This window comes from Streptomyces hesseae (genome assembly GCF_031845785.1).
In the GTDB taxonomy this organism is placed as follows: domain Bacteria; phylum Actinomycetota; class Actinomycetes; order Streptomycetales; family Streptomycetaceae; genus Streptomyces; species Streptomyces hesseae.
Genome location: NZ_JAVRFI010000001.1, coordinates 406409 through 433006, shown reverse-complemented (window position 1 = coordinate 433006; position 26598 = coordinate 406409). Strand labels below are relative to the sequence as shown.

The 26598-nt window shown below is 71.8% G+C and carries 20 protein-coding genes and 2 pseudogenes (1 of these 22 running past the window's edge); 14 read left to right on the top strand and 8 right to left on the bottom strand.

What is annotated here, in order from left to right; all coding sequences use genetic code 11:
• Nucleotides 1-285: 285 nt before the first annotated feature.
• Both RM609_RS01485 and RM609_RS01480 read right to left on the bottom strand, forming a co-directional pair.
• Entirely contained in the window at nt 286-1638 is a 1353-nt protein-coding gene (locus RM609_RS01485) for a Vps62-related protein (protein WP_311607193.1), read from the bottom strand.
• Nucleotides 1639-1733: 95 nt separating this feature from the next.
• Complete coding sequence (locus RM609_RS01480; protein WP_311607191.1) at nt 1734-2084, bottom strand: helix-turn-helix domain-containing protein; 351 nt, start codon at nt 2082-2084, stop codon at nt 1734-1736.
• A 125-nt stretch (nt 2085-2209) separates the two neighbouring features.
• Between RM609_RS01480 and RM609_RS01475 the strand changes: the two genes are divergently transcribed.
• Nucleotides 2210-2587: a CU044_2847 family protein gene (locus RM609_RS01475; protein ID WP_311607189.1), complete on the top strand. Its 378-nt coding sequence runs from the start codon at nt 2210-2212 to the stop codon at nt 2585-2587.
• Here RM609_RS01475 and RM609_RS01470 read toward each other — a convergent pair.
• The gene (locus RM609_RS01470) at nt 2562-2720 is read right to left on the bottom strand and encodes a hypothetical protein (protein ID WP_311607187.1); all 159 of its coding nucleotides are present in this window, start codon (nt 2718-2720) and stop codon (nt 2562-2564) included. The two genes, RM609_RS01475 and RM609_RS01470, sit on opposite strands and share 26 nt — an antisense overlap.
• Before the next feature lie 567 nt (nt 2721-3287).
• A complete protein-coding gene (locus tag RM609_RS01465) occupies nt 3288-4718 on the bottom strand; it encodes an NsdA family TPR-like regulatory protein (RefSeq protein ID WP_311607185.1) in 1431 nt (476 codons plus the stop codon).
• A gap of 133 nt (nt 4719-4851) precedes the next feature.
• Here RM609_RS01465 and RM609_RS01460 point away from each other — a divergent pair, with 133 nt between their 5' ends.
• From RM609_RS01460 to pqqA, 7 genes and pseudogenes are all read left to right on the top strand, one after another.
• Nucleotides 4852-4980, top strand: a complete 129-nt coding sequence (locus tag RM609_RS01460; RefSeq protein ID WP_311607184.1) for a lasso RiPP family leader peptide-containing protein — start codon at nt 4852-4854, stop codon at nt 4978-4980.
• A 197-nt stretch (nt 4981-5177) separates the two neighbouring features.
• Nucleotides 5178-6758, top strand: a complete 1581-nt coding sequence (locus tag RM609_RS01455; protein ID WP_311607183.1) for an asparagine synthase-related protein — start codon at nt 5178-5180, stop codon at nt 6756-6758.
• On the top strand, nt 6755-6916 hold the full coding sequence (locus RM609_RS01450) for a hypothetical protein (protein WP_311607182.1): 162 nt from the start codon (nt 6755-6757) through the stop codon (nt 6914-6916). Before RM609_RS01455 ends, RM609_RS01450 begins: the two co-directional genes overlap by 4 nt.
• The gene (locus RM609_RS01445) at nt 6900-7187 is read left to right on the top strand and encodes a PqqD family peptide modification chaperone (protein WP_311607181.1); all 288 of its coding nucleotides are present in this window, start codon (nt 6900-6902) and stop codon (nt 7185-7187) included. The genes RM609_RS01450 and RM609_RS01445 overlap by 17 nt, the downstream gene beginning before the upstream one ends.
• Nucleotides 7188-7192: 5 nt before the next feature.
• A complete protein-coding gene (locus RM609_RS01440) occupies nt 7193-7606 on the top strand; it encodes a lasso peptide biosynthesis B2 protein (RefSeq protein ID WP_311607642.1) in 414 nt (137 codons plus the stop codon).
• Between the two features lie 102 nt (nt 7607-7708).
• Nucleotides 7709-8728 (top strand): protein-L-isoaspartate(D-aspartate) O-methyltransferase, encoded by a 1020-nt coding sequence (locus RM609_RS01435; protein WP_311607180.1) that lies wholly within the window; start codon nt 7709-7711, stop codon nt 8726-8728.
• Nucleotides 8729-9047: 319 nt separating this feature from the next.
• Nucleotides 9048-9116 (top strand): annotated as a pseudogene (gene pqqA / locus RM609_RS34410) (pyrroloquinoline quinone precursor peptide PqqA); the annotation flags it as partial.
• A gap of 74 nt (nt 9117-9190) precedes the next feature.
• Here the strand turns inward: pqqA and RM609_RS01430 are convergent.
• The 3 genes and pseudogenes from RM609_RS01430 to RM609_RS01420 all read right to left on the bottom strand — a co-directional run.
• Nucleotides 9191-9412: a hypothetical protein gene (locus tag RM609_RS01430; RefSeq protein WP_311607178.1), complete on the bottom strand. Its 222-nt coding sequence runs from the start codon at nt 9410-9412 to the stop codon at nt 9191-9193.
• Nucleotides 9413-9844: 432 nt separating this feature from the next.
• Complete coding sequence (locus tag RM609_RS01425; RefSeq protein ID WP_311607177.1) at nt 9845-12343, bottom strand: ABC transporter substrate-binding protein; 2499 nt, start codon at nt 12341-12343, stop codon at nt 9845-9847.
• Between the two features lie 476 nt (nt 12344-12819).
• Nucleotides 12820-13069, bottom strand: a pseudogene (locus RM609_RS01420) (IS5/IS1182 family transposase); the annotation flags it as partial.
• 312 nt (nt 13070-13381) lie between these two features.
• On the opposite strand from RM609_RS01420, the gene RM609_RS01415 reads away from it, so the two are divergent.
• Complete coding sequence (locus RM609_RS01415; protein ID WP_311607640.1) at nt 13382-13744, top strand: SPASM domain-containing protein; 363 nt, start codon at nt 13382-13384, stop codon at nt 13742-13744.
• Complete coding sequence (gene pqqB, locus RM609_RS01410) at nt 13741-14616, top strand: pyrroloquinoline quinone biosynthesis protein PqqB (protein WP_311607176.1); 876 nt, start codon at nt 13741-13743, stop codon at nt 14614-14616. The genes RM609_RS01415 and pqqB overlap by 4 nt, the downstream gene beginning before the upstream one ends.
• A gap of 50 nt (nt 14617-14666) precedes the next feature.
• Here the strand turns inward: pqqB and RM609_RS01405 are convergent, their stop codons facing one another.
• Nucleotides 14667-15227: an AAA family ATPase gene (locus tag RM609_RS01405; protein WP_311607175.1), complete on the bottom strand. Its 561-nt coding sequence runs from the start codon at nt 15225-15227 to the stop codon at nt 14667-14669.
• A gap of 346 nt (nt 15228-15573) precedes the next feature.
• Between RM609_RS01405 and RM609_RS01400 the strand changes: the two genes are divergently transcribed.
• The 4 genes from RM609_RS01400 to RM609_RS01385 all read left to right on the top strand — a co-directional run.
• Complete coding sequence (locus RM609_RS01400; protein WP_311607173.1) at nt 15574-16272, top strand: polysaccharide deacetylase family protein; 699 nt, start codon at nt 15574-15576, stop codon at nt 16270-16272.
• Nucleotides 16273-16339: 67 nt separating this feature from the next.
• Nucleotides 16340-16744, top strand: a complete 405-nt coding sequence (locus RM609_RS01395) for a septal ring lytic transglycosylase RlpA family protein (protein WP_311607171.1) — start codon at nt 16340-16342, stop codon at nt 16742-16744.
• Nucleotides 16745-16914: 170 nt separating this feature from the next.
• Entirely contained in the window at nt 16915-17952 is a 1038-nt protein-coding gene (locus RM609_RS01390) for a GDP-mannose 4,6-dehydratase (protein ID WP_311607170.1), read from the top strand.
• 270 nt (nt 17953-18222) lie between these two features.
• Nucleotides 18223-26598 carry the beginning of a type I polyketide synthase gene (locus RM609_RS01385; RefSeq protein ID WP_311607169.1) on the top strand. 20091 nt of this gene lie beyond the right edge of the window, so only the first 8376 of its 28467 coding nucleotides appear in the window; it begins with the start codon at nt 18223-18225; the stop codon falls past the right edge of the window.

The window sequence follows — 26598 nt, the reverse complement described above, 5'->3', positions numbered from 1 at the left end:
CGCGAGGATAGGTGCTTTGATGCGCTGGCCGCGGACGCGGTGGCGCAATCTAGGTACTGCTCAGTACGCTGCGGCAGTCCCTGACCAGATGGCCTGCGGTACGGGCCAGAAGTGGGGCCGACCACGGTGACGGTTCATCCCGACCAGCAGCACTCACTTCCGGATCCGTGGAACCCGACACTCACCCACCGCGACGACCCGGCCGCCGCCACGCCCACAGCCGGAACCGACACCTCGCAAAAAGGGCCCGTCAGCTTGCTGACAGGCCCTCATGCGAGATCGAGATTAGGAAGCGATGATGCTGCTCAGGGCTTCCGGAATGGTCGATTCGGACTCACCGAACGGCTGGACCTTCGGATCTTCCTGTTCCTCGACACCGTTGACGAGGACCCTGGCACTGGACGCCCCGGGTGCAGGCGGGAACTGGGTGAAGACCCGCACATCGGTGTCGAACTTGAGCCCCCCTTGGCCCCCGACGACATCGCCGTTCTTGCGGATGGGCACGATTTCGTGCCGCGGTGACCACAGGGCTGTCGAGTGCCTTGCAGGCGTGACCATGGACCAGGTGTCCGTCTTCTGCTTCAGCACCGTGACGTCATACCGGCTGGTGTAGCCGAGCTCGGTGGTCACGCTGGTCTCGACGGACGCCGTGAACGCCTTGATCTCGACGCCGACGGAGGCGCTGACGGTGACGCTGGTGCGCTTGCTGAACTCCTCGCTCTCCGTGGTGGAGACGCCCGTGGTGATGCTCTGGGAGTTGGGCTGGTCCACGCTACCGCCGGAGTTGTCGTAGAACATCTGCCGGTAGTAGTTGACCCGCCGTTCCAAGGTGTAGAAGGGCGAGTTGGTGACCTGCCAGTCGGCCGTCTTGCCCGGGTCCTTGATCACGGTGCACGGCACGGTGACGGCGCGGTCGACGACCTTCAGCGTCTCCTGCTCCGGCACACTGTGGGAGGTCATGACCGGGCGCGTCGGCTCAGGCTTCTTGACGATGAGTGCCGGCAGGTCAAGCACATGGACGGTGCGGTCCGGCTTCACGCCGTACCTGGTCCCAGCGACGAAGGCATCAGCGCCCAGGAGGAGCCGCTCAATGCTGTCGTCCGGATACGTCGGGGGTTCGATCTTCCACACCTCCACGTCCCCGAACGTCGTTCCGGATCCCTGGTCACTCCAGATCGATTTACCGATCTCGGCCTCGCGGACGTAGCTTCGCCCGTCCACCACAGTCTTCCGAACGCAGGCAACGACGGCGGCGGGCGGAGGGTCGCCGGCGGTGACCACATCCCCCAGCGAGACGTAGCCGGTCGGCGGGATAGGCCGCCACACCGCGCAGCCGTACTTGCCGCCTGAGCCCGTGTCACGCCAGATCAGATCGAACCGCGTCGGCGGCTTGAGCATCTCATCGGAGGTGTTGACCCCCCGGGCGATGATTACCTTGCTCTCCCGGTCGATCGTGGTCCAGTTCGGTCGGCCAACGTGGGCGAGGACCTTCCAGCCCTGCTGCACGTCGACCGACGACAGGGCGGGCGTGTAGAACGCCACGGCCCTGTTGGCCCCTGATCCCTGATCGCTGTAGATCCAGTTGAAACGGGACGTAACAGCGATCTCCAGCTTCCCGTATCGCATGCCTTCTGCCATGACGATCTCCTCCCCTGACCGGAGTGGCTGGCTGGCTTCACACCCTAGGTGCAGTCACTTGCCGTGAACATGCGATCGCGACAAGTGTCCAATTCTCACGGTCGGGCGTGGCGGGGCAGCGACCATCCAACATGGCAACTCAGCGGCAGTAGTTCGGCCAGCGCGGCGCGGTCCCCGGCCCGAAACGCCTTCGCAGGGCGGCCGGGGTGCACCGCGTCGGGCAGCCCCGCGATGCCTCGCACGTCGAAGCGGTGGACGGCAGCGCGGACCGTGACCGGGTTGCACTCCAGCAGCTCAGCGACCTCGGTCACGGTCCTGCCGCGGTCCAGCAGACGGGCGCACTCCGCGCGCTGCCGGGTGTAGTGGGTCAGGTTCCGCTGCTTCAGCAGGGTGTGCAGGTCACGGCGCTGATCGTCGGTCAGGTCGACGCGGAGGCTCTTCGGCATGGCGTCCCTCCCACCCGATACCTCTGCCCAGTCCACAGCCAACTTCATACGACTCGCTTAGCAGCAGGCTTAGTGGGCTTGGCTGTTGTGCATCGTACGATCGACCTCTCGGGGGCGTGACGTGCGTGGCTGACCCCATCGGCAACACCGCCGAGACGATCGAGATCGACTTGGGCGACGGCGCGGTCCTTCACGCGGTGGTCCGAGGCAGCCGACCGCGCTGCGACTCCGGTGATGCCGGTGCTGTCTCCGTCGCCGCGCAGCACACCTTCAACGAGGTGCGCGCGACCATCCAGGCCGTTGGCCAGTGGGCGAAGGACACCGCGGCGAGGTGTGGTGATCCGTCTTCCTTCGAGGTGGAGTTCGGGCTGACCCTCTCGGTGAAGTCCGGGCGGCTGATCGGCGTGCTGGCGGAGGCGGGGGAGAAGCGAGCCTGTTGGTCCGGCTCGGCTGGGACCGCCCCGCTGCCGCCACCGCCTAGCAGAGGGTCCCGGCGGAGGTGATCTCCAGGGCCGGGACGGAGGTGATGCCCGTACCGGGCATCAGGATGAGTGATCCGCCCCTGTACACGATCCGCGCGGGCCGGATGGTGTTGTTCTCGACCTTGCTCACAGCGAAGTACGGGTTGAAGTCCATCACCTTGCACTCGGGAATCGGCGTCGGCTCGGGAATGCCGATTCCGGCGCCACTGAGGCAGAGGTTCCCGGTGGGGCACAGAGGCGAAGCGGGAGCGACTGCCGCGGTGGCCGGGCCCGGGCAGACGCCCACGAGGGAACCCGCGAGGGCAGCCGCGGCAAGGGCCACCACGGTGGGCCGTCTGCGCCGGCCGGGACGGTTGGAGCGAGGGTGACGCTGCCAGTCCATTGCGGCCTCCAGAAGAGTCACGAGATCGGCGTCTGCCGCGTGGCACATGGCGCCCACGGCGCACCGCCCTTCAAGGACGATTCAGCGGGCCGCTCCGCCCACGTGTAAAGCCCTGGTCCCGCCACTTCGACCGCATGCATACGCTCAAAGCCTGGCCCGAACGCGGCTGTTCCCTGCGGACGGGAGGCAGTCGGCCACCCACACCCAGCGCGTCAACGAAGAACTGCGCACCCGCGGCGCCACGCCCTCGGCCGGAAACGGCCAGGGAAGAAAACGCGCAACTCGGTTATGACTCCGGACAGGCCGTCACGCGGACGGGAAGATCTGGACGTTTGACGTTCAGCGGTGGGCGGTGAGGAAATCGCGTGCGCGTTCGTCCAGGTCGGCCGCACACCGGAGGCCGCGGGCCCGGAAGCGGGTCAGGTCCCGGCGCATGTTCTTGACGGCTTTGCGGGTGCGGACGGAGGCGACGCCGTCCATGTGGTCCATCGCCCGGCCCCAGGTGGTGCACGCCTGCTCGATAGCTCCTTGTCCGGCTTGAAGCTCGGCCTGGGCGACGAGGTCGAGGGCGATGATGCGGGCGTAGGTGCCGGGCGGGCGGCTGGCGGCGGCCATGGCGTATTGCTGGGCGGCGTTGTGCGGGTCGCCGAGGGTGGCGAAGACCTTGGCAGTGCGGGAGCGGACGGTGGCTTCGACCGGTCCCCAGGCGCGTGCCCAGAAGGGTGTCGGGTCGCCCTTGGCCGCGTCGAGGCGGGCGCGGACGCGCTCGACTGCCCGCACGGCCTGTTGGCGCTGGCCGGTTTTGGCCAGCGCGTGGGCTTGGGTGATGTGGAAAAGGGCCTCGGTCGCGGGATCGACGTGGCCTTTGACGCGGTCCAGGCCGGTCTCGGCGAGAGCCAGGCAGTGCTCGGCGCGGTGGATCTTCATGCCCTGCTGGGACATCGTCCGCATGACGAAGCCGTCGTGCCCGGGGACGCCTGATTCCGTGGCGAGCGCGTAGGACTGTAGGTAGTACCGCTGTGCGAGCCCTTGTTCCCCGGCGTCGTAGCTCTTCCACCCGGCCAGGTGCACTCCTGATGCGGCAGCGGAGAGCATCTGGCGACGCGCGTCGTCGTTGCGGAACCGGCCACGGCACAGGGTGGCGACGTCGGACATGAGGTACTGCACCAGGGCTGAGCGGCCGTGCTGCCCGCCGTGGAGTTCGTCCATGGCGGTGAAGACCTGCACCATGTCGCGCACGGCGGCGACTTCGGCGTCTCCGGCGATGGCGCCGCTGCGGGCGGCGGCAGCGCGGCCGGCCATGTCGCGGACGTACTCCAGCGGCAGGGCGGCGGCTGCCACGGAGCAGGCCGAGGCGGCGAGGAAGCGTCGTCGGTTCACGTCAGCCTTCCCGATCAAGGTCACGGTCTCGACCGGGTCGGGACCGAGGGACAGTCCGATGCTGTCATCCTCCCCACCGCATGCGGAAAGGCCCAAGTGGTCCACCGTCACCAGCCGTCCCAGCAGCCGGGACAGAGCCTCGGCGAGGTATCGGGGAGTGTTGCCGGCGGGCCGGGAGCCGGAGATCCAGTGTTCGACGGTCGAGCGGTTGGTGCGTAAGGACTCGCCGGACTCGGCTGCGACGAGCCGGACCATGTGGGCCACGGTCTCGTACGGCAGCCGTTTCTCGTCGATCAGGGCTTTGAGCTGGGTGTTCGGCGTGCGCTTGGTTATGGCCAGCCTCGGTATACGCGATATACGTCTTCGCCTCGCCCACACGCTACCCCTCAACTCGCCTCCGGAGTTGACTGTTTGACGCGCCCCGAACGCGGTCTGTCAGGGCCGTTGAAGTGCGGCGCGACCCGCTGGCCGTGTGCCCATCAGAGGAGTGCACGGGGGCGGTGAAGTGACGAGGGAGGAAACGATGGAGACCACCCAGTCTCCGGCCTACACCGCGCCGGTCGTCCTGGACGCCGGTGACGTCGTGGAGGTGACCCTGGGCAACCAGAACTTCGACACGGTCGACGACACCCAATACAAGCCGGGCACCTGATCCACCTGCCGGGGCCGGGGGGGGGGGGGGGGGCGACGCCCCCCCCCGGCCCCGGGCCTTTGCAGGTCAGGTGTGCTCTTGAGGCCGAGGGAGTCGGGAGGCTCACAATGCGGTGGTGCACGGGATGGGAGGGCGGCCCGGCCGGTCGGCAGCCCGAGGCAGGGCGGCCGGTGGCCGCGTTGGGCGAGGTGTGGTCGGTGGGCTGGCCCGAAGGGCAGGTCCGCACTGCGGGGACCGGCGCGCTGGCGCTGGCCGTGGTCGGGACGTGCGGGGCCAGTGATCGACAGCTTGAGGAGGCCCTGCCCGTGGTTCGGGCGCAGCAGTGGCGGGCCCTGACCCGGTGGCCCGGGTCCTACCTGGTGATCGCTCGCAGCGGCCCGGTGCTGGCCGTGATCGGGGACTTGTCGGGTCAGCACCCGGTCTTCTACCGGAGCGAACCGGCCGGGGCATGGTGGGCGACGTCGGCAACCGCCCTCGCGGCCCTGGACGGGGCACCGATCGACCCTGTCGCGCTCGCGGCACATCTGGCCTTCGGACAGCCGGACGTGCTGGCTGGGCGGAGCTTGTTCCGCGTCGTGCACCGGGTGCCTACCGGGCACCTGCTTCAGGTCACTCCCGACGGCGCCCGTACGGTGCGGTATGAGCCGGCCGAGTACGAGGCCGTGGACCTGCGGGAGGCCGCGCCGATGGTACGGGCGGCGCTCTCCGAGGCCGTGGCGGTCCGTATGGACGGCCGACCGGTCAGTGCGGATCTCGCGGGCCTGGACTCCACCACCCTGGCCTGCCTGGCTGCCCGGCACAGGCCGGTCACTGCGGTGACGTTCGCCGACGAGCGGCTGCGGGACGACGACCTGGCCTACGCGAAGCGGACGGCCGCTGTGGTGCCTGGCCTGCGGCACCACGCGGTGCCCGGCGCCCTGGGCACGGTCTACTACGCGGGTCTGGACGATGTCTCCGCCCTGTCGTTCACAGACACGCCGAACGCCTTCGTGGTCTCGGCGGCGGTCAAGCGGACCGTGCTCGACGCCGTGATCACCCACCAGACAGCGCCGGGCGTGCACCTGACGGGCGTCGCCGGGGACGGGCTGCTGTCCGCCTCCTCGTCGTACCTGGCCGACCTGCTGCGGGAACGGCAACGGCCGCGGGCCTGGCAGCACGCCCAGGGGCACGCGAGGCTGCGGCAGAGCTCCGTGTGGTCGGTGCTCGGCCGGGCCCGGCTTGCTGCCCGCGCGGGCCTCGTGGACGGCTGGCGGCAGGCCGCCGCCGAGCTGAACCAGCCCCCAAGGCCGTGGATGCCTCAGGCCCGGCGTCCGATCGCGTGGACGCCGCTGCTGGCCACGGCCGACTGGATGACCCCGGACATGCGGCACCAGCTCGCCGACGCGCTCACCACGGCCGCCGACGAGCTGACCGAGCCGCCCGCACGCCTGGCGACCTGGGCGGACGGCCAGGACCTCGCCCGCATCGGTGCGGACACCAGCGGCTGGCGCACGCTCGCCCTCGACGAGCACGGCATCGAGATCGCGGCCCCCTACCTGGACAACGAGGTCCGCCGGGCCTGCCTGGCCGTGCCGGCCGACCAGCGCGGGGCCCCGGTCGCTACGAGCCTTTGCTGGCCGAAGCCTTTGCCGGCACCGACGTGCTGCCCGGCATCGTCCTCGCCAGGGCGACGAAAGGCGGCTTCAACGCACTCTCCTAAGCCGGGCTGGTCCAGCACGCGCCCGTGCTCCGCCGCCTCCTGGGGCCGTCGTCGCGCCTGGGGGCCATGGGCTTGGTGACGGATGGGCCGGTGGGGGAGATGCTCGCCCGCGCGGCGGCCGGGCAGGCCACCGCCCAGGGCGCCCTGCACGTGGCGGTCGTGACCGAGGTCTGGCTGCGGCAGCTCGAACAGGCAGGAGCTCGGTGGGAGGTGACCGGCCGTGTGGCAGCTGCGTGAGGGCTCCCACCCCATCCTCACCGACGAGGGCGGGGCCATCCTCAGCGAGCACACCGGCCGCTGGACGTATCTGACACCGACGGCTGCCTCGGCGGTGCTGTCCCTCGTCTCCAGCACCGACGAAGACCAGGCCATCGTCCGGTTCGCGATCCTGTACGGCCTGAAACGCGAGCAGGCCGCCGCCGACGTTCGGGCGGTCGCCGCCGCCCTCATCGACCAGGGCCTCGCCCGGACCGAGCCGTCCCGCCGCCGACGGTGGTGGTGGCGGTGACGACGATGGAGTCGTACTCGACCGTCCGCACCGGCCTCTTCCGCGACCGCCTGGCGGCGGCCATGGGACTCGCCCTGGCCCTGGCGTTGCTGGGGCTGCCCTTCTGTTTCACCGTCCGCGCTGCCCGCATCGCCCGCCGGGCCGGACGCCGCCCCATCGGCCACGACCGGGCCGAGGCCCTGGTCGCCGCCGTCCGGCACACCGGCCGCCTCTGGCCAGTGAGGGCCGCTTGCGTCGAGATCTCACTGGGGGCCGTCCTGGCCGCCGCCCTCCTGGGATGCCGCCTGAACTGGTGCCTGGGGGTGCGATTCTCCCCGCCACCGACCGAATACCACGCCTGGGCCGGTCTCCCCGGCGGCGGCCCGGTCGGCGAATACACCGAGGCCGGATGGCACCACTACACCGCGCTCGTCATCTGAACGTGTCAATGAACTCGTCAACATGGCACCTCGTTGACTCGTGTCCTTCACCCACTCGGAGCTGTTGAGGAGCGCGTCCCAACTCTTCACTAAGGAGTGAACATGACCCCCGTGGCTGCCGCAGCCAAGAGAGTCCCCGAACAGCACTACACCCACCACGAGGCCCGAGGGGCGACCATCCACCGCACGAACCCAGTCTTCATCCACCGGGAGCTGACGGCCCTCGACGTCGTGCCCGGCATGAACGTCGCCGAGATCGGCACAGGCTCGGGCCTGTCCGGCGGCTTGCTCGCCGAACTCGTCGGACCGACCGGCATGGTCACCAGCCTCGACATCGACCCCTACCTGACACGGTGGGCCAACCACATCCACGCTGAGCGCGGGGTCAACAACGTCCGCTGCTACGCCGTGGATGGCACCGCCGACTACCCCGGCCAGGCCCCTTACCACCGCATGGTGGGCTGGTGCAGCCCGCCGTTGCTGCCCAAGGCGTGGGTGGACCAGACCACCGAGGACGGGCTGATCGTGGCCACTCTGCCGGTCGCGCCCGTGCCCAACCTGGCAGCAGGGGCGGTGATCCGCGTCCGCGGCGGCCAGCCGTACGTCGAATCGGTCTTCCCCGGCTCCGACATCGAGACCGGCTCATCCCCCCGCAGCGACTTCTCCGTGCCGGCCCGGTGGGTCGACTGGGAAAGCCGCATCCCGGCCACCTCGTGGGTATCGATCGCCTGGCGCGAGCAGGACGACTGGAAGAGCTCCGGGGCACGGGGAGTTCTCGAGCGGCTGCGGGAGCCCGGCCACACCGAGCAGTACAAGGGCGAGGAGATCGACTGGTCCAGCCTGCGCGTGTGGCTGGCCGCCACCGGCGCCCGGCTGACGATGACCGAGCTGAAGCCCGACGTCATTGGCCTCGGGCACTCGACCCGCAACACGGCCGCCGTGATCCAGCAGGACGGCACGGTGATCGCTGACGCGACCGACTCCGCATCCCTGACCGTGCTGCGAGGCTGGCTCGCCGCCTGGGAGTACGTCGACCGCCCCGGTCCCGACGCCTACACCGCGAACCTGGTCCCCGACATGGACGGCGACATCCCCGGCTGGGACCTCCGCCTGGTCCGGTAGCGACGCGCTGAGCCGGATTGTGCCTTGTCTCCCCGGGCGATCTCAGCTGGCCGCTCTGGGTGCGCAGCTGCTGCGCTCGCTCGCGCCACATCGGTCCCTGAGCGGGCGAGCCACCGCCACTCGTTCCGGCGATGGCGGGGCGTGCGGTCGTTGACCGAACCTGGAATACCGGCCGGGTGCGTCGTCCCGGCCCGGATCAGGGGGAGAGACCATGCCGGAGATCGTCGTGTCGTCGATCGTCGATCGTCGCCGACTCCGTCACGGGTGTACGCGGTGACCCGCAGCAGGATGCGGGGGCCCTGCCGTCGGCTCGCGGCCCTGGACGCCGCCCGCGTTCACCGAGGTCGAGCTCGCCGCCGAGGTCACCGCCTACGCCGGGCGCTGGTAGACCCCGCCAGGAAGCCGCGACGGGGAGGCCCCTGCGATCCGGCTGTGGCTGCGTTCGTGATCGCCGGGTATCCCTTACTCGCCTGGATGACTTTGATGCCCGAGTAGGCCGAGCGCCGTCAGCACAGTGACACACAGCGTCATCCAGCCGATGAACGCGCTGCCGCCATACAGCACCGCACCGGCTACCGGCGCACCGGCCTCATGCGAAAGTGCCCCCGCCACGACCGCTACCAGCAGCGATGACACGAAGGACAAGAGCGTGAGAAGTACCTGAACGGAAAAAGTCAGCCTCACCAGTCGATCCCTTCACGAAGGTGGTCGACCAGTCGGCGGGCAGCCTCAGCTCGACCACCGATTGCGATGGCCTGCTGAGGCTCTGCGACGATTAGAGACTCATCGTGCTCATTGCTTGTCGAGAGGAGCACTGTCCCCCATCGGACACGTCGCCAGTGCTCTGCGGATTCGAATAAGCAACACGGAGCCTAGCGAGGGGCGTTGAAGATCGCCACCACCCAAGACTGGAAGGCTGGCCGCGCCGTCATACCGCCCAATAGAGCGGTACACACCTGCCGGACAGGCCCTAGCCTCAATGCCACTTGCTTAAGAGCCCTAGTGCGTTGTTGACCTGCGGCGAAGCCGCCCCGGGAAGGCTCTAACGGGCGTCTAAGCAAGCGGTATTGGCCCTAGGGACACTATCGAGACCGGAGGTGGATGCCGGCGCACCGTTCAACCGGACGGCGTTGCGTCCGCGGTCCGGCAGGCGGGAGGAGTGCCCGGGGAGTGGGGGACGGTGCACAGGAACAGTGGCCGGTGCGCGAGGCTCTGGTCGTCGGCGGGCAGATGGAAGGGACGGTCTGTGGCGACGGTGTCCCGGACGTCGACATCCGAGCGCAGCTGCTGGAGGACGTTGGAGGCACGAGTGGTGCTGGTTCCGGTCCATACCCGATAGACCGCGGCCGCAGCGGCACGGAAGGCGTCACTGCCGACGGCGTGGTCGCTGTGGTGGTCGGGGGAGAAGGCGATGTAGGACAACTCGACCGCGGAGTAGCGTTCGAGATGGGCGAACTCGGGGATCTCGGGGTATTCGACGAGGGTGTCGGTGTCGGAGGCCAGCAGCGGGAAGGGCGGCTTGTCGGCGGCACCGCACTGGCCCTGGACTTCGTTGAGGATTTTGGGCAGTTGGCTTCCGCGGGCCGCGTACAGGGCGATGCCGTCGTTCCGGCTCAGCGTGCAGATTTCCTTGGCCAGGTCGGGCAGGGTACTTACCGCACCGCGCTGCCCCTGGTCCGCCTCGCGCATGACGGCGAAGGATGGCTCCTCCACGGCGATGCCGCGGCCTGTGAGTTCGGCGTCGAGGTCGTGCTTGAGGTTGGTGCTGTAACGGTCCTTGTCGTCGTAGAGGACCAGGGCCTTCTTGCGTTTGAGGTCGGTCACACGGTGGGCCATGGCACGGGCGAGGTGGCGGTTGGCGGGTTGGGTCTGGAAGTAGGTGGGTGCCTCGGCGGTCATGAAGTCGCCGGTGACGCCTGCTCCGATGACGGGAAGGTCGGGGGAGAGACGGTTGATCGCGTCCACGGACGTCTGGCGGCTCTGGGAGATGCCGATCACCGCCGAGATGCTTGTGTCGTCGTTGGCCAGCGTGTTGAGCCGGTCCACCACGCCGGTCGCCTGGGCGTAGGCGTAGCCGACGTTGGCGATCAGCAGCCGCAGACGGGGCCGTTCGGCATTGACGCCGACCTGCTCGTTGAACACCCGCTGGGCATCGGCTGCGCCCTGGAGCTGGAGGACGCCGGCGGGGGTGAGCTGTTCGCCCCTGCCGGCGGGGTCGGCGGTCAGTGGCGCGAGGAACACCACGGTCCGGTACGCGCCGCCCCGCTGGGCGGCAGCGTTCTGGGAACGGATGCGGTCCTGGAGGGTGCGCAGCAGCTCCTGGCTGCCGCCGCCGGTGAAGTAACAGCCCGCCGAGGCGGTGTCGATGCCGACGTTGACGCCTCCGGCCGCCCAGGTGTCGTGGCAGGCGTCCTGCCGGATCCACGTCACCACGGGGACCGCTCCGGCGACAAGGGCGACGGCCAGGATCGTGCCCAGATAGGCGGACGGCCAGGGCACCCGGCGCGGCCGCACGGCCACGTTGGTGTCCAGCCAGTCGCCCACGGACGATTGCGCCGGCCCGGCCAGGGCGACGACCACCTGCCCGTCGTCGTGGCCGGCCTGGGCGGGCCGGGGCCTGCGCTCCCGCAGCGGTCGCAAGGCAGCAGCCGCCTGATCCGGTGCGAGGGCGCGGGCTCTCTCAGGGCGGTCCGGCCCGTCTGCGGGCGGAGAGTCCGGGGTCCGGGCGGCCAGCACCAGAAGCGGCAGCCCGCGACGGCGCAGCTTGACGAAGCCGTCCAGCAGCCGTCGGACGGGCGTTCCCGGGCTGCCGATGTGCGGCAGGAGCACGACGACCGGCCAGACGCGGCGGCGCCGACGGGGAAAGAGAACGCCCCTGCGGCAGGCCCGTACCAGGTCCGTTCCCAAGGCTTCCAGGAGCAGGGACTGGCGCAGGGCCGTGTTGTGGCGCAACGCACCGTTGAGACTCAGATGCGTCGCGGCGGCCAGGAAACTCGTGGCGGACCGGCCCGCGTTGCGGACCTTGGGGGCGTACCAGCGCAGACGCCGAGTGCGGTTCAGCCACACCCGGTAACCCCACTCCAGGGGCCAAGCGACCAGGACTGTTGCGATCCCGCCCAGGCGCGCGCTGATCTGGCCGGCCCCGCCGGTATCGATGAACGATCGCAGCCCCTTCAGCCCGGGGGTGTCGCTCTGCCAGGCCGCACACAGTGCTTCGGCCAAGGCATTGCGCTGCGCCGCGGACGACCCGCCCCCCACGTTGATGTCCAAGATCTTCCGGCACATCCAGTACGTGGTCAGCGACATCCCGCCGGCGCCCTCGGGCATGGTCTGCTCCAGCTGTGCGGCAAGACCGTCGAGCAGCACGACGTCAGGCTCGTCCGCACCCTCGGCCTGCGCGAGCAGCGCATCATCGGCCATGGCGTGCGGAACCAGCCCGGCTCCGGTGGCATCCCGCAGCCGGGCCCGGTAGGCGGTGACGAAGTCCGTCCCCAACCCGGCATCGTCCTCGAAGACGAGCGCGGGCACCTCCCGTTTGCCCACGGGACGTCCCACCAGTGTGTCCAGCACACTCACCAGGTCCTCGACCCCGCCCAGTGCCGGCATCCGATCCATACCGTTCCCCCTTACTCGGCGTCACCTGAAAGGGAAGACCGTCCCACCAACCCGGATATCCGGCAGGCCGGTTGGCTTGAACTGGCCCCTGATGCAAGAAATCCATCCGCAAATTCCGGTGGAGGGCCGCTCAATGATCGGAATTGCACGAGGATCACTGAAGGGGGGGGCAGCGTTCCGCGGCCTGCGAGGGGTGATGGGGTTCGCATGTACCGAGGCCGAAGGGTCAAGGAGACCGAAGCACACCGGAGAGGAGGGACGCCATGTCCTCGAATCGGCGCCGCAAGAAGAAGAAAGCCCGTATGAAGGGCGCCAACCACGGCAGGAGGCCGCAGTCCTGAACGCCTACGGGCCCTGAAGCGGCGAGGCTCGCCCAGGGCCAATACCGCTTACTTTGACGCCCGTCAGAGCCTTCCCGGGGCGGCTTCGCCGCAGGTCAACAACGCACTAGGGCTCTTAAGCAAGTGGCATTGGCCCTAGGCCCGTTTGTCGAACCTTGTCGCTACGGCACGGAAGCTCTTGAGGGCGTTCACGGTGCGCTCGACTCCGTTCCTGCGTGTGTACCGGTCCGGCTGGAATCCGGTGGGCCTGCTGGTCCCGGCGTTCGGGGATCGTGTGCCGGATTCGCCGTCGTCGTAGGTAACGGCGGTTCCGGCGGGAGCTGTACGCCTTATCTCCGCAGAGGTGGCCGGGGCGCGTCCGCGGGTGTCCACGGCAAGGAGGAGGCTCGTACCGGCGGGCTGCCCCCCTGCCGCCCGGCCCGTCACTCGTTCCGGCGATTGCAACGTCGTTCTCCACCGCGCCAACATCGACCACACCCGCGAACTCATCGACCTGGCCATACAACTGCGCGCCGACTGGCTCGAACTCGCCAACGCCCAGTACTACGGCTCCGCCCTGCTCAACCTCCGCTCCCTGCTGCCCACCCGGGCACAGCTCGACGCGGCGGAACGCCTCGTCCGCGAAGCCCGTCCGGGCGGCCGACCGGAGATCGTCTACGTGCGGTCCGACCTCCACGACGGCGTCCCCAAACCCTGTATGCACGGCTGGGGCAGCCGCCAGTTCACCGTCACACCCAGCGGCGACGTCCTGCCCTGCCCGGCCGCCGCGCGCATTCCCGGCCTGGACGTACCCAACGTTCAGCGGGCGGCCCTCGCCGACATCTGGTTCCATTCCCCCGCCTTCAACCGCTTCCGAGGCACGGAATGGATGCCGGAGCCATGCCGTAGCTGCCCGCTCAAGGAAACCGACCACGGCGGCTGCCGCTGCCAGGCCTTCCAGCTCACCGGCGACCCCGCCGCCACCGACCCGGCCTGCCGGCTCTCCCCGCACCACGCGCTCGTACGCACCCTCCTTCAGGACGCCGAAAGCGTCCCCGACACGCTTCCGTACCGGGCATGAAGCTGCGGATTCTGGGCACTGCGGCGGGCGGCGGTCTGCCGCAGTGGAACTGTGCCTGCCCCGGCTGCTCCCGGGCCCGCGCCGCAGGGCCCCGCGCCTGGCGCACCCAGGAATGCCTGGCCGTCTCCGTCTCCCCGGGCGCCTGGTACCTCGTCAACGCCTCACCCGACGTCCGCGCCCAGATCCTCGCCGCCCCCGGCCTCGCCCCGCCCGACGGCACCCGGCACACCCCGCTGCGCGGCGTCCTCCTCACCGACGGCGAGCTCGACCACACCGCCGGCCTGCTGGCCCTGCGCGAGGGCGCCGCCCTCGACCTGTACGCCCCGCCCGCCGTCCTGGCCGCGCTGGACGGGCCGTTCCCGCTCCGTACCCTGCTCGCGCCCTACGGCTCCGCCCGCTGGCACGCGGTGGGCTCCGGGCCTCTGCTCCTGGACGGCGGGCGGCTACGGGTGACCGCCGTCCCCGTCAGCGACAAACGGCCCCGGTACGCCTCCGGGTGCGATGCCCCCGGCCCTTGGGCCGTTGCCTACCGGTTCGACGACACCGCCACCGGCGGCGCCGCCGTCTACGCGCCCTCCCTCGCCTGCTGGCCGGGTGCCCTCGATGATGCCCTCGCCGGGGTGGGCTGCCTGATCCTCGACGGCACGTTCTGGAGTGAGGACGAGATGGGCGGCGCCCGCGCGATGGGGCACCTGCCCGTCGGCGGGGCCGACGGCACGCTCGTACGGCTTCGGGGCCGCACGGGCCTGCGCTGCCTCTACACGCACCTCAACAACACCAATCCGCTTGCCGATCCGGCTTCCCCTGAGCGTGCCGCCCTGGGCGGGGTGTCAGTGGAGGTTCCCTCCGACGGGATGGAGATCGAGCTGTGATCCGGTCGCTGCCGGTCGGTGGGGGCTGGTCGCGCAGTTCCCCGCGCCCCTTACGGGGCGAACTCCACCGTCGCCACGCGCTCCCGTGACACCCGGTCCAGCAGCACCACCGACGCCGCCTCCGGAAGCGAGTCCCCGGACAGCTCGCCCAGCAGACGGGCCAGTCCCCTGCGGTGCTTGTCGAAGACGCGCCGGGGCGCCCACCGGCCACGGGCGTCCTGCCCGGCCAGGGCCTCCGTCGCGGTCACATCCAGCAGGATCAGATGCAGCTCGTGCCCCTGCCGTGCCGCCTCCCGCGCCAGCCACCGGCGCATCCACGCCCGGCTGCCGCAGTCGTGCACCAGGAACGGCCGGCCCCCGCGCACCTCGGCGCGCAGCCACCGGAAGTACTCGATACGGGCCCAGGGCCGGTAGACGGCGTACGGCAGCCAGGCGGGCATCACGGCCTCGCACGCCTCGTGGACCGTGCGCGGGTCCACGGCCGGGGCGGCCTCGGACAGGCGCCGCAGCAGGGTGCTCTTGCCGCTGCCGGGCAGACCGGAGACGACCAGAACGGTGCCTGCCGGGTAGGACAGGGTGACCGGGGTGCCGTCCTGCCCCCGTAGGTCCATCAGTCCTCGCGGGGTTGTCGTCGGCCGGGGCGGTCGGTGCGGTGCCGCACTCGTCGCCCCGGCCGACCCGCGTATGTCGTCCACTGCCGTCCCCTGTCTGCGATCCAGCCATCCCGAGCCCCTCAGCCTCGCACGGCCCGGGGACAGACGTGGAGACGCCGTCGCTATCCAGCCGGTTGCCTTCGGCAGCGCGTCCATGTGACCTGTGGGCGCGCCGATGCCCCATGAGGCTGTTGAGCCGGGATTGATCGGACGTTTAGCGTGTGGCGATCGCAGGCTTCCATGCTCTCGCCCGTTCCGCCGGCCAGCTCGGCCGGCAGCGAAAGGGAAGAGAACCATGACAACGATGCGCACCGTACTCAAGGGTGCCTGGGTCGCCACCGCCATGACCGCCGCGTTCGTGACGGCGGCCGGCACGGCGTCGGCCGCGACCACCGACGTGGTCACCGCCACCGCCACCGGGGCGGGCACCCGCTCGTTCGCCCTGACCATCGACGACGGCCCCAGCCCCACCTGGACCAACCAGGTCCTGGACCTGCTCAAGGAGCGCGAGGTGAAGGCCACCTTCTGCGTCATCGGTGACCACGCGCGCCAGTACCCGGACCTGATCCGGCGGATCGTGGACGAGGGGCACAGCCTCTGCAACCACTCCATGCACCACGTGAACCCCACGACGCAGAGCCCGGACCAGCAGCGGGCCGACATCCAGGAGGCGTCGGACGCCATTCACGCCGCCGCCCCGGGTGCGTCGATCGACTTCTACCGGGCGCCGGAGGGCGGCTGGACGGAGGACGCCAAGCAGTACGCCGCGAGCCAGGGCATGCAGCCGATCGGCTGGTCGGTCGACACCGAGGACTGGCGGCGGCCCGGCGCCGACGCGATCTTCGAGAACTACAAGCGGGCGTTCCAGGGCGGCGGAGTGATCCTCATGCACGACGGCTCGCAGGAGAACGACCGCAGCCAGAGCGTCGAGGCCATGGGCCGGATTCTCGAGGACCTCTCCAACAACGGCTACTACGACGACCGTCCGGCCGTCCTGGGCTGACGGTCGGCCGGGCCCAGTCGTTCCCCGCCGTCATCACAACCACCACTCAGATGGGATGAACACTCCGATGTCTGCTTCCGTACGCTCCCTGTTCGGCCGTACGCTCGCCGTCGCCGCGCTGGCCGCCGGTCTCACCACCGTCGTCTCCGTGCCGGCGCACGCCGACAGCGGGCCGCAGACCTGCACCGCCTCCTGGTACGGGGCGCCCGGCGAGATTCCGCCGGGCTGGCCCACCGCCAGCGGTGAGCCTTTCGACTCCGAGGCGATGGCCGCCGCGAGCCGCGATCTGCCGTTCGGCACCGAGGTCCGCGTCACCAACGCCGAGAACGGCGAGTCCGTCACCGTGAGAATCAACGACCGCGGCCCCACGGACACCAGCCGTTGTATCGACCTGACGCGAGGGGCCTTCGCCCGGATCGCCGATACGGACCGGGGCCTCACCGAGGTCACGCTGGAGGTCCTCGGCGACTGACGTCGCAGGACCGTATGACCAGGACCGTATGGCTCGGGGCGGGCGGCCACCATCACTTCCGGTGGCCGCCCGCCCCTGGTCCGTTCCGAAGTCTCATCCCGAAGTCTCGGAAATTCCTTAGCCCCATGCGTGATTCCGTGACCCTGCCGAGCACTGCGAAAGGGGACTGCATGTCCAAGCGCGCGCTGATAACCGGAATCACGGGGCAGGACGGGTCGTATCTGGCCCAGCACCTGCTCTCCGAGGGGTACCAGGTCTGGGGGCTGAACCGGGGGCAGGCCAACCCCCGGAAGGACCGGGTGAGCAAGCTGATCCCGGACCTCCAGTTCGTCCACGGGGACCTGATGGACCAGGCCAGCCTGGTGTCCGCCGTGGATCTCGTCCAGCCCGACGAGGTCTACAACCTCGGCGCGATCTCCTTCGTGCCCATGTCCTGGCAGCAGGCCGAGCTCGTCACCGAGGTCAACGGCACCGGCGTGCTGCGGATGCTCGAGGCCATCAGGATGGTCAGCGGGCTGAGCGGGTCGTCTGCGAGGACGGACGGGTCCGGGCAGATCCGGTTCTATCAGGCGTCCTCCTCGGAGATGTTCGGCAAGGTCGTCGAGAGCCCGCAGAACGAGCGGACCCCCTTCCACCCCCGCAGCCCCTACGGCGTCGCCAAGACCTACGGGCACTACATCACCCAGAACTACCGCGAGTCCTTCGGGATGTACGGCGTCTCCGGCATCCTCTTCAACCACGAATCGCCGCGTCGTGGCGCCGAATTCGTCACCCGGAAGATCTCGCTGGCCGTCGCCCAGATCAAGCTCGGGCTCCAGGACAAGCTGTCGCTCGGCAACCTCGACGCCGTACGCGACTGGGGCTTCGCCGGGGACTACGTGCGCGCCATGCACCTGATGCTCCAGCAGGACGAGCCCGGCGACTACGTCATCGGCACCGGACAGATGCACTCCGTGCGCGAGGCGGCACGGATCGCCTTCGAGTGCGTGGGCCTGGACTGGGAGGAACACGTCGTCGTCGACCCCGCGCTGGTGCGGCCCGCCGAGGTCGAGACGCTCTGCGCCGACCACGGCAACGCCCGTGAACAGCTGGGCTGGGAGCCCTCGGTGGACTTCCCCGAGCTGATGCGGATGATGGTCGAGTCCGACGTCCGCCAGGCCGGCCGCGAGCGCGAATACGGCGATCTGCTCACCGCGGCGAACTGGTAGGCCCGCCGGGGCTCAACGCCAGTACCCCGCCAACACCCCTGCTCACACCCGTCGCACTGCCCGGAGCGGACCGAGTCGGCCGACTCTAGGGAATTCCATGGCCACGCCCGCCGACACTGAGCGCGTGGCGTGCGGGAAGTCGAGCAGGCGCCCCGTCGAACGCGGGGCGCCCAGATGACTCACGTCGACTGTGGATCAGCCATCCCGAGTGCCGGATGCCCACAGCGAATTCCTCTGCTGTCCGCCGGTCTTGAGATGGGTTGATTTGAGATGGACAAGGAACAGAAGCTCCGGGACTACCTCAAGCGGGCGAGCGCGGATCTCAAGCGCACGCGGCAGCGGGTGGGCGAGCTGGAGGCGGCCGCCCGGGAGCCCATCGCGATCGTGGGCATGAGCTGCCGCTTCCCCGGGGGCGTGACCAGCCCCGAGGAGCTCTGGTCCATGCTCGTGGCCGGTGAGGACGGCATCACCGGCTTCCCCGGCGACCGCGGCTGGGAGCTGATGACCGACGGCACCGAGGAGTTCTTCGGCGGATTCCTGCACGACGCGCCCCGGTTCGACGCCGGGTTCTTCGGCATCTCGCCGCGCGAGGCCCTCTCCATGGACCCCCAGCAACGGGTGCTGCTGGAGTCCTCCTGGGAGGCCTTCGAACGGGCCGGCATCGATCCGGCGTCGGTCCGGGGCACCCGGACCGGTGTGTTCGTCGGGTCCATGCCCCAGGACTACCGCACCGGCCCCGATGACGATGTGCAGGGCTTCACCCTCACGGGCAACGCCACCAGCATCCTCTCGGGCCGGCTGTCCTACTTCTTCGGGGCCGTCGGGCCCGCGGTGACCGTGGACACCGCCTGCTCGTCGTCCCTGGTGGCGCTGCACCTGGCCGCCCACTCCCTGCGCCAGGGCGAGTGCTCCCTGGCACTGGCCGCGGGCGTCACGGTGATGTCCAGCCCCACCACCTTCGTGGAGTTCAGCCGCCAGGGCGGGCTCGCCGCCGACGGCCGCTGCCGCTCCTTCGCCGACTCCGCCGCCGGCACCGGCTGGTCCGAGGGCGTCGGCGTGCTCGTCCTGGAGCGGCTGTCCGAGGCCCGCCGCAACGGGCACCAGGTGCTCGCCGTCATCCGGGGCTCCGCCGTCAACCAGGACGGCGCCTCCAACGGCCTCACCGCCCCCAACGGGCCCTCCCAGCAGCGCGTCATCGAGCAGGCCCTGACCAGCGCCCGCCTCTCGGCCGACGAGATCGACGTCGTCGAGGCGCACGGCACCGGCACCACCCTCGGCGACCCCGTCGAGGCCCAGGCGCTCCTGGCCACCTACGGGCAGGGCCGTCCCGAGGACCGCCCGCTGCTGCTCGGGTCGGTCAAGTCGAACATCAGCCACACCCAGGCGGCCGCCGGCATGGCCGGCGTCATCAAGATGGTCATGGCCATGCGCCACGGCCTGCTGCCCAAGACCCTCCACGTCGACGCACCGTCCTCGCACGTCGACTGGACGGAGGGCGCCGTACGGCTCCTCACCGAGGCCACCCCCTGGCCCAAGGGCGACCAGCCGCGCCGCGCGGGCGTCTCCTCCTTCGGCCTCAGCGGCACCAACGCCCACACGATCCTGGAAGAGGCGCCGGAGTACGCCGAAGAGGCCGTAGAGAGCCGCCTCGACGTCGACGTCCTGCCCTGGCTCGTCTCCGGCCGCACCCGTGAGGCCCTGCGCGCCCAGGCCGACCGTCTCCTCGCCTTCCTCGCCGCCGCCCCCGCCCTCGACCCCGCCGACGTCGCCCGGTCCCTGGCCACCTCCCGTTCCGGCTTCGAGCACCGCGCCGTGGTGACCGCCGCCAACCGCGACGAGGCGATCGCCGCGCTCACCGCGCTGGCCGCCGGCGAACCGGCCGCCGCCCTCACCCAGGGCGCCACCCAGAGCGGCCGCGGCAAGCTGGCCTTCCTCTTCACCGGCCAGGGCTCCCAGCGCCCCGGCATGGGCCGCGAGCTCTACACCCGTTTCCCCGTCTTCGCCCAGGCCCTCGACGAGGTCCTCACCCACCTCGACGCCGGCCTCGACCGGCCCCTGCGTGAGCTCCTCTTCGCCGCCGAGGGCACCCCCGAGGCCGAGCTCCTCAACGAGACCGGCTACGCGCAGCCCGCCCTCTTCGCCCTCGAGGTCGCGCTGTTCCGGCTGGCCGAATCGTGGGGCGTCAAGCCCGACTTCCTCGCCGGGCACTCCGTCGGCGAGATCGCCGCCGCCCACGTGGCCGGAGTGTTCTCGCTGGCCGACGCCGCGACGCTGGTCCTCGCGCGCGGCCGGCTGATGCAGGCCCTGCCCACCGGCGGCGCGATGGTCTCCCTCCAGGCGAGCGAGGACGAGGTCCTGCCGCTGCTCGCCGACCGGAGCGAGAGCGTCTCCCTCGCCGCCGTCAACGGCCCCCGCGCCGTCGTGGTCGCGGGCGAGGCGGCCGCCGTCGCCGCCGTCGCCGAACACTTCACCGCCCAAGGCCGCAAGGCCAAGGAACTGCGCGTCTCGCACGCCTTCCACTCGCCGCTGATGCGGCCGATGCTGGAGGAGTTCCGCGCCGTCGTCGCCGGACTCGACCCGCAGGCGCCGGTGATCCCCGTCGTCTCCTCCGTGACCGGCGCGCTCGCCACCGTCGAACAGCTCACCTCGCCCGACCACTGGGCCGGCCACGCGCGCGACACCGTCCGCTTCGCCGACACGATCGCCTGGCTGGAGGCCCACGGCACCGGCACCTACCTCGAACTCGGCCCCGACGGCGTCCTGTCCGCCATGGCCCGCGACTGCCTCGACACCGACGAGCGGGCCGAGGGCACCGCGCCCGCCACCGTCGCGCTGCTGCGCGCCGGCCGCCCCGAGACCCGGGCCGTGACCGCGGCCGCCGCCGAACTCCACGTCCGGGGCGTAGCCCTGCGCTGGGAGGGCTACTTCACCGGCACCGGCGCCCGCCGCGTCGACCTGCCCACATACGCCTTCCAGCGCCGCCGCTACTGGCCCAAGGGCGTCACCCAGGGCGGGGACGTCCGCGCCGCCGGGCTCGGCGCCGCCCACCACCCGCTGCTCGCCGCGGCCGTGACCATCGCCAACTCCGACGGACTGCTGCTCACCGGCCGGCTCTCCCTCCAGTCACACCCCTGGCTGACCGAACACGCCGTGCGCGGCACCGTGCTGCTGCCCGGCACCGCCTTCCTTGAGCTGGCCGTCCGCGCGGGCGACGAGGTCGGCTGCGCGCGCGTCGAGGAACTCACCCTGGCCGCGCCCCTGGTCCTGCCCGAGCAGGGCGGCGTCCAGGTCCAGGTGTGGGTCGGCAGCCCCGACACGACCGGCCGCCGCGAACTGAGCCTCCACTCGCGCCCCGACGGCGCCGAGGAACTGCCCTGGACCCAGCACGCCACCGGCGTCCTCGCCCCCGACGAGCACCGGACCGGCCTCGACGCCACCGCCTGGCCGCCCGCCGGCGCCCAGCCGCTGGACCTCGACGGCTTCTACGACGAACTCGCCGCCACCGGCTTCGGCTACGGCCCGCTGTTCCAGGGCCTGCGCGCCGCGTGGCGTACGGGCGACGACATCTGCGCCGAGGTGGCCCTGCCCGAGGACTCCGGCGCCGACGCCGGCTCCTTCGGCATCCACCCCGCGCTGCTCGACGCCGCCCTCCACGCCTCCGCCTTCCTCGGCCTCGGCGAGCAGGGACGCGGCGGCCTGCCCTTCTCCTGGCAGGACGTGTCCCTGCACGCCTCCGGCGCGACCACGGTCCGCGTCCGGCTGTCCCGGGCCGGGGACGACGCCGTCTCCATCGCCGTCGCCGACACCACGGGCGCCCCCGTCGCCTCCGTCGGCTCGCTCGTCCTGCGCGCCCTGCCCGACGAGCAGTCGGCCACCGCCGCGCCCATCGTCCGCGACGCGCTGTTCGAGCTGCGCTGGTCCCCGCTGCGGGACCGGGCGGCCGCCGCGCCCGCGCCGGTCGCCGTCCTCGGGCCGGACGTCTTCGGCCTCGCCGAGGCCGCGGGCGCCACGCGCCTCACCTCGGTGGACGCCATCGACGACGTCCCCGCGCTCGTCCTCGTGCCCGTCGTGGGCGACCCCGACGACGCGGCCGCCGGCGCCCACACCCTCACCGCGACCGCCCTGAAGCTGCTCCAGACGTGGCTCGCGGACGAGCGGTACGAGCAGTCCCGCCTGGTGTTCGTCACCCGGGGCGCGGTCGCCACCGACGGCCAGGAGGCCATCGACCCGGCCGCCGCCGCCGTCTGGGGCCTGGTGCGTTCCGCGCAGACCGAGCACCCCGGCCGCTTCGGGCTCCTCGACCTCGACCCCACCACCGGCAGCGAACCGCTCCCCGAAGGCGCCCTCGGTGTCACCGAGCCCCAGGCCGCCGTCCGCGCCGGTACGCTCCTCGGCGCCCGGCTCGCCCGGGCCCAGGCACCCCGCGCGCGGGAGAACGCCTGGCACCCCGACGGCACCGTCCTCCTCACCGGCGCCACCGGCGGCCTGGGCCGCGTCCTCGCCCGGCACCTGGTCGCCGAACGCGGCGTCACCCGGCTGCTGCTGGTCAGCCGCCGGGGCGCCGACGCCCCCGGCGCCGAGGAGCTCCGCGCCGAACTGGCCGGACTCGGCGCCCACGTCACCCTGGAGGCCTGCGACCTCGCCGACGCGGCCGCCGTCGGACGCCTGCTGGCCGCCGTCCCCGCCGAGCACCCCGTCACCGCCGTCGTGCACAGCGCCGGCACCCTCGACGACGGCGTCATCGAGTCGCTGACCCCCGAGCGCCTCGACGCGGTCCTGCGGCCCAAGGCCGACTCCGTCTGGAACCTCCACGAAGCCACGAAGGCCCTCGACCTCGACGCCTTCGTCGTCTTCTCCTCCCTCTCCGGCACCGTCGGCGCGCCCGGCCAGGGAAACTACGCCGCCGCCAACGCCTTCCTCGACGCCGTCGCCCGGCTCCGCCACGCCCAGGGCCTGCCCGCCCTGTCCCTCGCGTGGGGCCCGTGGGCGCCCGCCGCCGGCATGACCGGCGGCCTGTCCGGCGCCGAGCTGGAGCGGATGGCCCGCCGGGGCACGCCCGCGCTCACCGAGGAGCAGGGCGTCGCGCTCTTCGACGCCGCGCTCTCCTCCCGTACGCCCGTCCTCCTGCCCGTCCGCCTCGACCTGTCCGTGCTGCGCCTCCAGGGCGACGTGCCGCCGCTGCTGCGCGGCCTGATCCGCACGCCCGTGCGCCGCTCCGCGGTCTCCGGCGCCGAGACCGCCGTGGGCCTCGTCCAGCGGCTGTCCGTCCTCGACGAGGAGGGCCGTACCGCGCTGGTGCGCGACCTCGTCCGGACGCAGGTCGCCGCCGTGCTCGGACACGACAGCGCCCACGACGTCGACCCGGACCGCCCGTTCCAGGAGCTGGGCTTCGACTCGCTCACCGCCGTCGAGATGCGCAACCGCCTCGGCGCCGTCACCGGGCTGCGCACCGCCGCCACCGTCGTCTTCGACTACCCGACCGTCACCGCGCTGACCGGGCACGTCCTCGCCGAGCTCATGGGCGCGGACACCGCCGCCCCGGCGGCCGCCCCCAAGGCCGCCGCCGACCACGACCCCATCGTCATCGTGGGCATGAGCTGCCGCTACCCGGGCGGCGTCGCCTCGCCCGAGGACCTGTGGCGGCTGGTGAGCGAGGGCACCGACGCGATCTCGGGCCTGCCCACCGACCGCGGCTGGGACCTCGACGCCCTCTACCACCCCGACCCCGACCACCTCGGCACCACCTACACCCGCTTCGGCGGCTTCCTGCACGACGCCGCCGACTTCGACCCGGCGTTCTTCGGCATGAGCCCCCGCGAGGCCCTCGCCACCGACTCCCAGCAGCGGCTGCTCCTGGAGGCGTCCTGGGAGGCGATCGAGCGCGCCGGCATCGATCCGGTGGCGCTGCGCGGCAGCCGCACCGGCGTGTTCGCGGGCGTCATGTACAACGACTACGCGGCCCACCTCGCCGACGAGCGTTTCGAGGGCTTCCAGGGCAGCGGCACCTCGCCGAGCATCGCCTCCGGCCGTGTGTCCTACGTCCTGGGCCTGGAGGGCCCGGCCGTCACCGTCGACACCGCCTGCTCGTCCTCGCTGGTGGCCATGCACTGGGCCATGCAGGCCCTGCGGGCGGGGGAGTGCTCGCTGGCGCTGGCCGGCGGTGTGACGGTGATGTCCACGCCTACGTCCCTCATCGAGTTCTCCCGCCAGCGCGGCCTGTCCCCGGACGGCCGCTCCAAGGCCTACTCGGACGCGGCCGACGGCGTCGGCTGGTCCGAGGGCGTGGGCATGCTCGTCCTGGAGCGGCTCTCCGACGCCCGCCGCAACGGCCACCGCGTCCTCGCGGTCGTCCGCGGCTCGGCCGTCAACCAGGACGGCGCGTCCAACGGCCTGACCGCACCCAACGGGCCGTCCCAGCAGCGCGTCATCCACCAGGCCCTGGCCGGCGCCGGTCTGGGCACCGCCGACGTCGACGCCGTCGAGGGTCACGGCACCGGCACCACCCTCGGCGACCCCATCGAGGCGCAGGCCCTGCTCGCGACCTACGGTCAGGACCGGCCGGAGGACCTGCCGCTGCTCCTGGGCTCGGTGAAGTCCAACATCGGCCACACCCAGGCCGCCGCGGGCGTGGCCGGCATCATCAAGATGGTCATGGCGATGCGCCACGGCGTCCTGCCGCGCACCCTCCACGCCGACACGCCGTCCACGCACGTCGACTGGGAGGCCGGCGCCGTCCGGCTGCTCGCCGAGGAGACGCCCTGGCCCGACGCGGGCCGGGCCCGCCGCGCCGGCGTGTCGTCCTTCGGCATCAGCGGCACCAACGCCCACGTCATCCTCGAAGAGGCCCCCGGGGCCGCTGTCGCCCCGGACCCCGCCGTCGCCCCCGCCATCACCCCGGCCGTCGTGCCGTGGACGCTCTCCGCCAAGAGCCGCGCCGCGCTGCGCGAACAGGCCGCCCGCCTGTACGCCTTCGCCGAGGCCGACCCCGCCCTGGACCCGGCCGCGACCGCCCTCGCGCTCACCACGACCCGCTCCGCCTTCGACCAGCGGGCCGTCGTCGTCGGCGACCGGGACGAACTGCTGCGCGCGCTCGCCGCGCTCGCCGCCGACCGGCCCGACGCCGCCCTCGTCGAGGGCGAGACCGGCTCCGCCGGCGAACTCGCCCTGCTGTTCTCCGGCCAGGGCAGCCAGCGCCCCGGCGCCGGCCGCGAGCTGTACGCCCGTTTCCCCGCCTTCGCCGCCGCCCTGGACGAGGTCACCGCCGCGCTGGACCCGCACCTGGACCGCCCGCTGCGGGACGTCCTCTTCGCCGAGGAGGGCAGCCCCGAGGCGGAGCTGCTGGAGCGCACCGGCTGGACCCAGCCCGCCCTGTTCGCCCTCGAAGTCGCCCTCCACCGGCTGCTGCGCTCCTGGGGCGTACGCCCGCACGTCCTGCTCGGCCACTCCGTCGGCGAGATCGCGGCGGCGCACGCCGCCGGGGTGTTCTCCCTGGAGGACGCCTGCAAGCTCGTCGCCGCCCGCGCCCGCCTGATGGAGGCGCTGCCGGAAGGCGGCGCGATGGTCTCCCTGCGGGCGGCCGAGGACGAGGTCGCCGCGCTGCTCGCCGGGCGCGAGCACGAGCTGTCCCTCGCCGCCGTCAACGGTCCCGAGGCCGTCGTCATCGCCGGCGACACCGAGGCGGTCCACTCGGTCGAGCGGCACTTCGCCGCGCTGGGACGCAAGACCCGGCGGCTGCGGGTGAGCCATGCCTTCCACTCGCCGCTCATGGAGCCGATGCTGGAGGACTTCCGGCGGATCGCCGCGGAGATCACCTACAGCGCCCCGGCCGTCACCGTCGTCTCCAACCTGACCGGCCGTCCCGCGACCGCCGAGGAGCTGTGCTCCCCGGACCACTGGGTCCGCCACGTCCGCGAGACCGTCCGCTTCGCCGACGGCGTCCGCGCCGCCCGCGCCCTGGGCGCGGCCACCTTCCTGGAGGTCGGCCCCGACGGGGTGCTGGCCGCCCTCGCCCAGGACGTCCTGGGCGACGAGACGGACACCGGCGTCGACGTCGTACCGCTGCTGCGCGCCGGCCGGGACGAGGAGCGGGCCGCCACGACCGCCCTGGCCCGCCTCCACGTCCGTGGCGCCGCCGTGGACTGGACCGCCGTCCTCGCGGGCACCACCGCGCCCGCCGCCGTGCCCGTGGACCTGCCCACATACGCCTTCCAGCACGAGCGCTACTGGCCCGAGGCCGCCCCCGAGGCCCTCGCGGCAGCCGTGGCCGCCGACCCGGCCGACGCCGAACTGTGGGGCGCCGTCGAACGCGGCGACGCCTCCGGGATCGCCGGGCTCCTCGGCCTGCGCGACGAACAGCACGCCTCCCTCTACGCCCTGCTGCCCGCCCTGTCGTCCTGGCGCCAGCAGCGCCAGGAGAAGGCGCTGCTGGACGCCACGCGCTACCGCGTCGAGTGGCAGCCCGTCCAGGCGGCCGCCGCCCCCGTCCTGGACGGCACCTGGCTGGTCGTCACCACCGACGGCGTGGACACCGACGAGATCGTGGACGCGCTGCGCGGCCACGGCGCCCAGTTCGAGCGCCTCGACCTCGACCCGGCGGGGGAGGAGCGGGAAGCCCTCGCCGACCGCCTGCGCGAGTCCGGCGAGATT